This window comes from Bradyrhizobium sp. WSM4874 (assembly GCF_055811835.1).
Map to the genome: position 1 here is coordinate 226,666 of NZ_JBVVPR010000009.1, position 6,261 is coordinate 232,926.

The 6,261-nt window shown below is 59.2% G+C and carries 7 protein-coding genes; 1 reads left to right on the top strand and 6 read right to left on the bottom strand.

The genetic code is table 11. The annotated features are described in order from the left end of the window. Window positions 1-173: 173 nt before the first annotated feature. From AC0L3P_RS12655 to AC0L3P_RS12680, 6 genes are all read right to left on the bottom strand, one after another. Entirely contained in the window at window positions 174-452 is a 279-nt protein-coding gene (locus AC0L3P_RS12655; RefSeq protein WP_354062679.1) for a hypothetical protein, read from the bottom strand. Beyond that, complete coding sequence (locus tag AC0L3P_RS12660) at window positions 452-934, bottom strand: SAM-dependent methyltransferase (protein ID WP_275174085.1); 483 nt, start codon at window positions 932-934, stop codon at window positions 452-454. The genes AC0L3P_RS12655 and AC0L3P_RS12660 overlap by 1 nt, the downstream gene beginning before the upstream one ends. A 317-nt stretch (window positions 935-1,251) precedes the next feature. Next, window positions 1,252-2,418: an FAD-dependent monooxygenase gene (locus tag AC0L3P_RS12665; RefSeq protein ID WP_354062676.1), complete on the bottom strand. Its 1,167-nt coding sequence runs from the start codon at window positions 2,416-2,418 to the stop codon at window positions 1,252-1,254. Window positions 2,419-2,445: 27 nt separating this feature from the next. After that, window positions 2,446-3,492 carry a Bug family tripartite tricarboxylate transporter substrate binding protein gene (locus tag AC0L3P_RS12670; RefSeq protein ID WP_354062674.1) on the bottom strand — a complete coding sequence of 349 codons (1,047 nt, stop codon included), beginning with the start codon at window positions 3,490-3,492 and terminating at the stop codon, window positions 2,446-2,448. A gap of 615 nt (window positions 3,493-4,107) precedes the next feature. After that, window positions 4,108-4,638, bottom strand: coding sequence for a DUF2380 domain-containing protein (locus tag AC0L3P_RS12675; protein ID WP_275174089.1), 531 nt, complete (start codon window positions 4,636-4,638; stop codon window positions 4,108-4,110). A 199-nt stretch (window positions 4,639-4,837) separates the two neighbouring features. Further along, on the bottom strand, window positions 4,838-5,500 hold the full coding sequence (locus AC0L3P_RS12680) for a phytochelatin synthase family protein (RefSeq protein ID WP_009859446.1): 663 nt from the start codon (window positions 5,498-5,500) through the stop codon (window positions 4,838-4,840). Window positions 5,501-5,742: 242 nt separating this feature from the next. Here AC0L3P_RS12680 and AC0L3P_RS12685 point away from each other — a divergent pair, with 242 nt between their 5' ends. Next, the gene (locus AC0L3P_RS12685; RefSeq protein ID WP_009859447.1) at window positions 5,743-5,958 is read left to right on the top strand and encodes a dodecin family protein; all 216 of its coding nucleotides are present in this window, start codon (window positions 5,743-5,745) and stop codon (window positions 5,956-5,958) included. The last annotated feature ends 303 nt before the right edge of the window (window positions 5,959-6,261 follow it).

A 6,261-nucleotide genomic window follows, 5' to 3' on the forward strand; every position in this document is an offset into this window, starting at 1 on the left:
TCAGAATGGACAGGCGTTCGGCACCACCCGCTGGCGGCTGGATGTTTAGCCTATATCAATTATTGCTCGTGCGGAAGAGATTCTGATGGTCATCAATTAGCGCGACCACCCGATGGGCCAGGAAGCGACATATGCAGCGCAACAAATCACATCTACATTGAGAAGCTTAGGACCTACTTCGTCGCAACGATTCTTATGCCGCCTAGTTTGCGCTGTTGAACGAGTTCGACAAATCTAATGTACGATTCATGAAATGTGTCGTGTTCAAGCGGTGTTCCGGCCTGTCGCGCTTCTTCGTGCAAGCGTTGATACATCGCGAGGTGATCCTTGAGGATTGGGCCCCATTCGTCGGTCAAGTCTGTGACCGAAAGCACCTTGAGGCCAGTGCCCTCGACCAGGCGACAATAGTCAGGAATCGAGCGGAGCGGCTGAATTGCCATCGCGTCCCACATCAGTTGCGCATCTGCGGCTGAAAGCGGTTGGTTGGCGACCCAATCGGTAAAGGCCAATCGACCGACGCCTTGAGAATACGGCTGGCTTCCATCACGGTCCTTTTCACATCAGGGACGTGACAGAATGATTCTTGGCTGACGACGGCGTCGACGCTCGCGTCACCAGTGGAACGTTCATCACGTTGCCCGATGATTCGCGCCACGTCCTGAAGGCCGACGCGCCTGGTCAGATCCTGCGCGCCTGCGACGCGCGCAGGCGTGAATTCGATACCAGTGACATTGGCTCCGTACTTATAGGCAAGATAACGCACGGTAACGCCAAGACCGGCGCAAAAGTCGGCAACGAGCGTTCCTGAGCCGATCTGAGCTGGCTGCGCCAGTTCGCCCGACAGGAATTTGGATCGAAGGAGACTGAAGCTTGGCTCTGATGCAATGGTGGAGGTCTGCAACGGGCCAAAAGCACCGGTTTGGCGCGGATGCAAACTTCTGATCTAACCCTGCAAAGCCGATATTCAGCACGATTTGAAGCAAGCGTTTAAGTGACCCAAAAGAGCGCTTCGCCTAATGGTTGTCCTCGTGGCGCGGCGGAATGCATGCAAACAGCGCGACGACGGATGAGACACTGTCATGAGATGGCCACTGGCGTATCCCAGGCGCGGTGTTTTCACCAGCCAGGGTCACAAGCGGTCATGGATCGGCTGCGCGGGCAGGTCAGCTATGGGCCATAAGCCGCGTTCTCAGAGAAGCTGACAGCGACGCTCGGCATCGCAGCCATCAGCGACGAGCCGGCAAATCTTGACTATGCGCGCTGGCCAATGGCGACGTTCTCGACATCATAATCGAACAGCCATCTGCGGAATGCGGCGGAGTTTGCAACTTCGCGATCGCGTTGTTCGAGGTCTTCATATTTAGAATCGAAACGCAGTCCGTTTTTTCGTGCCTCCGCCTGAATGACGTCAGTCCGGACACGGCGCATTTTTTCGTACTGCGGCAAGATGGCCGGCACCTCGACCGGATCTCGTCCCTCAAGAAGGACAGCCAGAGCGATGCCGTCTTCAATCGCCTGATTGCCGCCCTGCCCTAGATGCGGAAGCATGGCGTGGGCAGCGTCACCCAATAGCGCGAGCCGCCCATTGGTCCACGATTGCAGTGGCTTGCGGTCATACAAACCCCACCAAAAGCAGCTCTCCACCGCTTCCAGCAGTCTCACGACAGGTGCATCCCATCCGATGAAGGACGACGCAAGCTCGTCGCGGTCTCCGATGGCGGACCAGGATTCGGCCTTGGGGTCGGAGGTGGGGACGAACCCGACATAGTTCAGCAGCCGGCCAGCGCGCACTGGAAATACAATGAAGTGCTTTCCGTCCCCCATCCAAACCTGATGGGCCGCCTCCCGCCATCCCGGAAGTTTGTCGCTGGCAATCAAACCGCGATAGGAGCGGACGCCGGAATATTCCGGTAGTGTCGGCTCGACCACATACTTCTGTAAGGCAGAATGTATGCCGTCTGCAGCGATCACGACGTCGGCTTCGACGGTTTCCCCATTTGCGAATTTCAATCGCGCTGCGGCCGCGCTCTGCTCGAAGCCGATGCAGCGATAGCCGGTGCGGACGGCTTCTGCCGGAATGCTTGCCGCGAGCACATTCAGCAGATCGGCTCTGTGCATGCCGTACATGCCATTCCAGCCGCTGGAGTCGGTCGTGACGACAGAGCCGACCTTGGTACCGTCGGAGCGGCAGTATTGTGATGCATCGCCGATCTTGGCGCCGACCTTTGCCAGAGCCGGTCCCAGCCCCATTCGCTCGAGTTGCCGCAGCGCGTTCGGAAAGATCGACAGGCCGGCACCGATCTCGCCCAGCGCATCGGATTGCTCGAAAACCATGACGTCGATGCCCCTTCGACGCAGGGCGCATGCCGCGGAAAGACCGCCTATTCCTCCACCGACGATGGCGGCCCGAACCTTCATTTGAACCTCCGCGTTCCCGAGGCCGCACTACCTTGCGACATTTTTCAAATCGACGATGCGGCTGATCTGCTCGATGCGCTCTCGCTGCCGTTCGATGGCCGCGGAAAACTCATGAGACGTGCCGCCGAGCACTTGCGCGCCACTTGCTTCGATTCGAGAGCGGACCAAGGGATCGGCGGCCACCGCCTGCACGTCCGCAGAAATCCTGTCGCGCAAGGCCGGCGGCATGTCACGCCAGCCGAACAGACCTGCAAGACCCTCGATTTCCATTTCAGCAAAGCCGGATTCAGCGACGGTCGGCACGTCGGGCAAGCTTGGTTGGCGTTCAGGACTGGTGACGGCCAGTATCCGCGCGTTGCCGGCAAGGACAGGAGCTCTCACCGACAGCAGGGCGTGGGAAAGAATTTGGACCCGTCCCTCGCCAAAATCCGCCTGCTGGGCCGAGGCATCCCGATAAGGGATGTAGACCTGCTTGAGCCCGTGCCTCGCCAGCATTGCCGCGAAAACGAAGTGTGGCAGGCTCGGGCCCGAACTCCACGACAATTCACCCGGCTTCGCTCGGGCCAGTTCTGCCAGCTCCTGCAGCGAGCGCACCGCAAGGCGGTCGTGAACCGCGATGACCAGGATGGAACTAGCCGTCGAGGCGATCGGTAGCATGTCAAGGGACGGATCGTAGGGAAGCGAGTCCTGCAATAGCGGGCTCACGGTGACCATCGAGGCGGTCCCATAGAGAAGAGTGTGATCGTCCCTGGCGTTTGCAAACGCGCCGCCACCGACGACGGCATCGGCGCCGGGCCGGTTCTCGACCACGACGGGCTTGCCCCAGCGCCTGGTCAATCCGTCGGCATAGAAACGCGCGCTTACATCGTTCGCGGAGCCTGCGGCAAACGGTACAATGATTTTCACAGTGCGCACTGGCCAGGCGTCGTCTCCACGACAGGTGGACACAGTCGCCGAGGTGGCTCCGGCAAGAAGCATCGTGAGGCCGACGACGTTTCGAAGGTTTCGCAACCCCATTGGCTTCTCCTGACCGAGCCGTGAAGGAGAATTTCGAAAAGTGTCTTGAAAGGCCATGTTGCCACCATATGGATGGCACCGCGTTCGGAACTAGGCCGCTCCCACTAAACCATGGCCAGGGATCGCTGTCCTGAAATTATGATGAGGTTAGCCTGAAACTTCCGCTCCCCACGGAGCGGCTTGCGGTAAGATTAGATGTGAAGCTGATTTTCGGCCCTTGGATGCGGTCCCAAGATTGGGGGCGTGCTCCTACCCATCTGACGTCTCGCGAAACCCTGAAGCGAGGCTGTTGGCCAACGGCACCATCGTCCGCGTCGTGGCCCCGACGAAGCTGAGTGCCGCGCCGGGCCCTGGACGTTCTCGCCAATTCTGAAAGCTTGGCGGCTGGAAAGATCGGGAGGGCGCGCCCCTGACAAGCAGAAACTCAGGATTTGACCAGTGTACCTTGTGCAATGCTTCACCGCCTGGGGTTCTCGCGGCGAGTGCCTGCTTGCAGGAATAGCGGGTGAGCACGAGGTATGTTGATCGAAATCATTGATTGGTCCGAAGATCGGGTCACTTGCCCCCTAGTTCGGCGCACCCTCTGACAGCAGACATTCTCAAAGGTCGTCGGCAGGTCTGCAAAGGGCCAAAACCGGACTCACGGTGTCAGACACATGTATCGCGCGTAGTCTATTGCTGCGATCTGCTTTCAAGCAGCCGGTCGCGGACGTCCTCCGATACAAAACGCTCCGCCCGCTGCCATGCCTCGTCGTTGTCGCCGCGGAACTGGAAGTATTTCCTAAACACGATGCGCTGAGATTTTGCATCGATAGCAACAGTCTGCGCAAACTGCACCAGCGTGCTCATCTTATGGAAGCCGCCGATGATCAGGATCTGCGCGCCGGCCTGTGACGCAGCGCGCAGCCGATCGCGCAACATTGGTCCATCGGTCGGGCAATTTGAAGCGCAGGAGGACGGCACAAGTTTAAAACGGTGGTCCGCCGTGACATCGTCCCGCAGCGCGGTCATGAATGCCCGCAATCGCTTTTCATGTACGGCCGTCTGATCGGTGGGCTCGTTCGACGTGTCTCTATACTTGAAATCGTCGACGGAGACAGCCAAAGCGTGGCTGGCGGTCTCGGCGGATGCATCTGCGATGAGGCTGGTTCCCAGGAGCAGACCGGCTGTGGTAACAGCGTGCAGGATTGAGCTGTGGCGCATCGTGATGACTCGATCTCCTCGGCTAAGCCCATCTTAGAAGATCGATTCTTTCCGTCTCCTGTCGAAGAAATTAATCCTTGGTAACGCTACGCGGCCGCCCATCGCAGCGCGCGCTAACGTCTGCAGTGAGTCACAAGCGGTCCTCAGCCGCATGCACACGGCGGGTCGGCTGAGGGCCAAAAGGCGATCATGCGGGATATTACTCTATCAAGAGCAGCCCCCGCTTCTCGTCGCCGTCGAAGGTATTAACAGCGTCGAACAGCCGCTTCCGCTCGACGAGCCAGGGCTGGAAATCGAGATTGACATCGAGAACGAAAACGAGGTCCTCGGCTTCCAAATAGCCCCCGATTGGCGAATGGTGGCCACTCCCAGCACCGAAAATTTGAGCGCGATCGAAATTCACGATGTAGCGTCGCCCCGGATCGTTGGAGCGACGGAGATGCTCCAGAAACAGGGTCTCACTGAGTTCACGCAAGACTGTAACTTTCCGGCTGGTGTGGGACTGGGCGACTTTGGCCAGCTCGTCGAGCGTGAGACCCATGATGCATACGCCTGTCCAGCAGCTCCACGTGCGGGCCAATACCTTGCCCTCCGTCCTCGCCGCCTCGCCAAGAGACCGGTACGTATTCGCAACAGCGGCAGGTCCGCAGCGAGAGCCATTTGATTGCCAATCAACATGTCTTTGGAATGTGGCTGCCACGGGCAGGTGCCACGCACGCTCTATGAGTTCAGGCGTACGTGTTACCGATGAAGCTATGGCTTCTGATGGAACGTGCGATCGGCTGACCACCAGGGCCCCGGCCCACACCAGACCCACGGCGAGAACCATGCTGCTGATGCTGACGCGGTGCCATCGCTTCATCGGTCAGAACCTGCGGCAACGACGACATCGGCCGGCAAAATGATATTCAGTAGCCTACCGGCAGGAAGAAATTTCATGTGCGCGTCCGTTCGGGCTGAAAATGCGACCGCATCTCGACGGGGCGACCAAGCCTTCAGGAAAAGCGACAGCCAATCGGACCCTTTTCCGCGACATCGCCGACACGTTTCAGCGTCGCGATCCAGATGCTAGATTTCGGACCCTACCCCGAATAGGAGGACGACATGCCCGATAGCGTCTACAAGGTCATTGAGCTGGTCGGCACCAGCACCGACTCGTGGGAGAAGGCGGCTGCCAATGCGGTCGAGCAAGCCGCTAAATCCCTCCGGGATCTTCGCATTGCAGAGGTGGTCAAGCTCGATATGCAACTGGACGACAAGGGAAAAGTCGAGGCCTATCGCACCAAGCTCAACGTCTCGTTCAAGTTCGAAGGCACCTGAGCCTCAAGCACCTCGCCCTTGCGGGCGAGGATGCCTCATGGGAAAAGGCGCGTTGCGCGGTCCGCCCAACCGGGCGCTGTGGTCTATCGCGGAAGTTGGCACTGGTCCGACTGGGACCGATATGCTCTGATGCGGGGAGCGTATGGCGCGTGGTGGACCCATGTACATGGTCATTCGCAAATACACGAAGGTTCGTTCGGTGGCGGACGCCGCTCGTCGCGCCAAGAGCGGCGTCGGTGAGATCCTGAGGCAATCGCAGGGATTTAGATCTTACCATGTGCTGGATGCGGGCGACGGTGTCGG

Excerpts from the sequence above, each read along its gene's own strand:
- AC0L3P_RS12675 (WP_275174089.1), bottom strand. The coding sequence starts at position 4,638 with ATGCGCCACAGCTCAATCCTGCACGCTGTTACCACAGCCGGTCTGCTC.
- AC0L3P_RS12655 (WP_354062679.1), bottom strand. The coding sequence starts at position 452 with ATGTGGGACGCGATGGCAATTCAGCCGCTCCGCTCGATTCCTGACTAT.
- AC0L3P_RS12680 (WP_009859446.1), bottom strand. The coding sequence starts at position 5,500 with ATGAAGCGATGGCACCGCGTCAGCATCAGCAGCATGGTTCTCGCCGTG.
- AC0L3P_RS12685 (WP_009859447.1), top strand. The coding sequence starts at position 5,743 with ATGCCCGATAGCGTCTACAAGGTCATTGAGCTGGTCGGCACCAGCACC.
- AC0L3P_RS12670 (WP_354062674.1), bottom strand. The coding sequence starts at position 3,492 with ATGGCCTTTCAAGACACTTTTCGAAATTCTCCTTCACGGCTCGGTCAG.
- AC0L3P_RS12665 (WP_354062676.1), bottom strand. The coding sequence starts at position 2,418 with ATGAAGGTTCGGGCCGCCATCGTCGGTGGAGGAATAGGCGGTCTTTCC.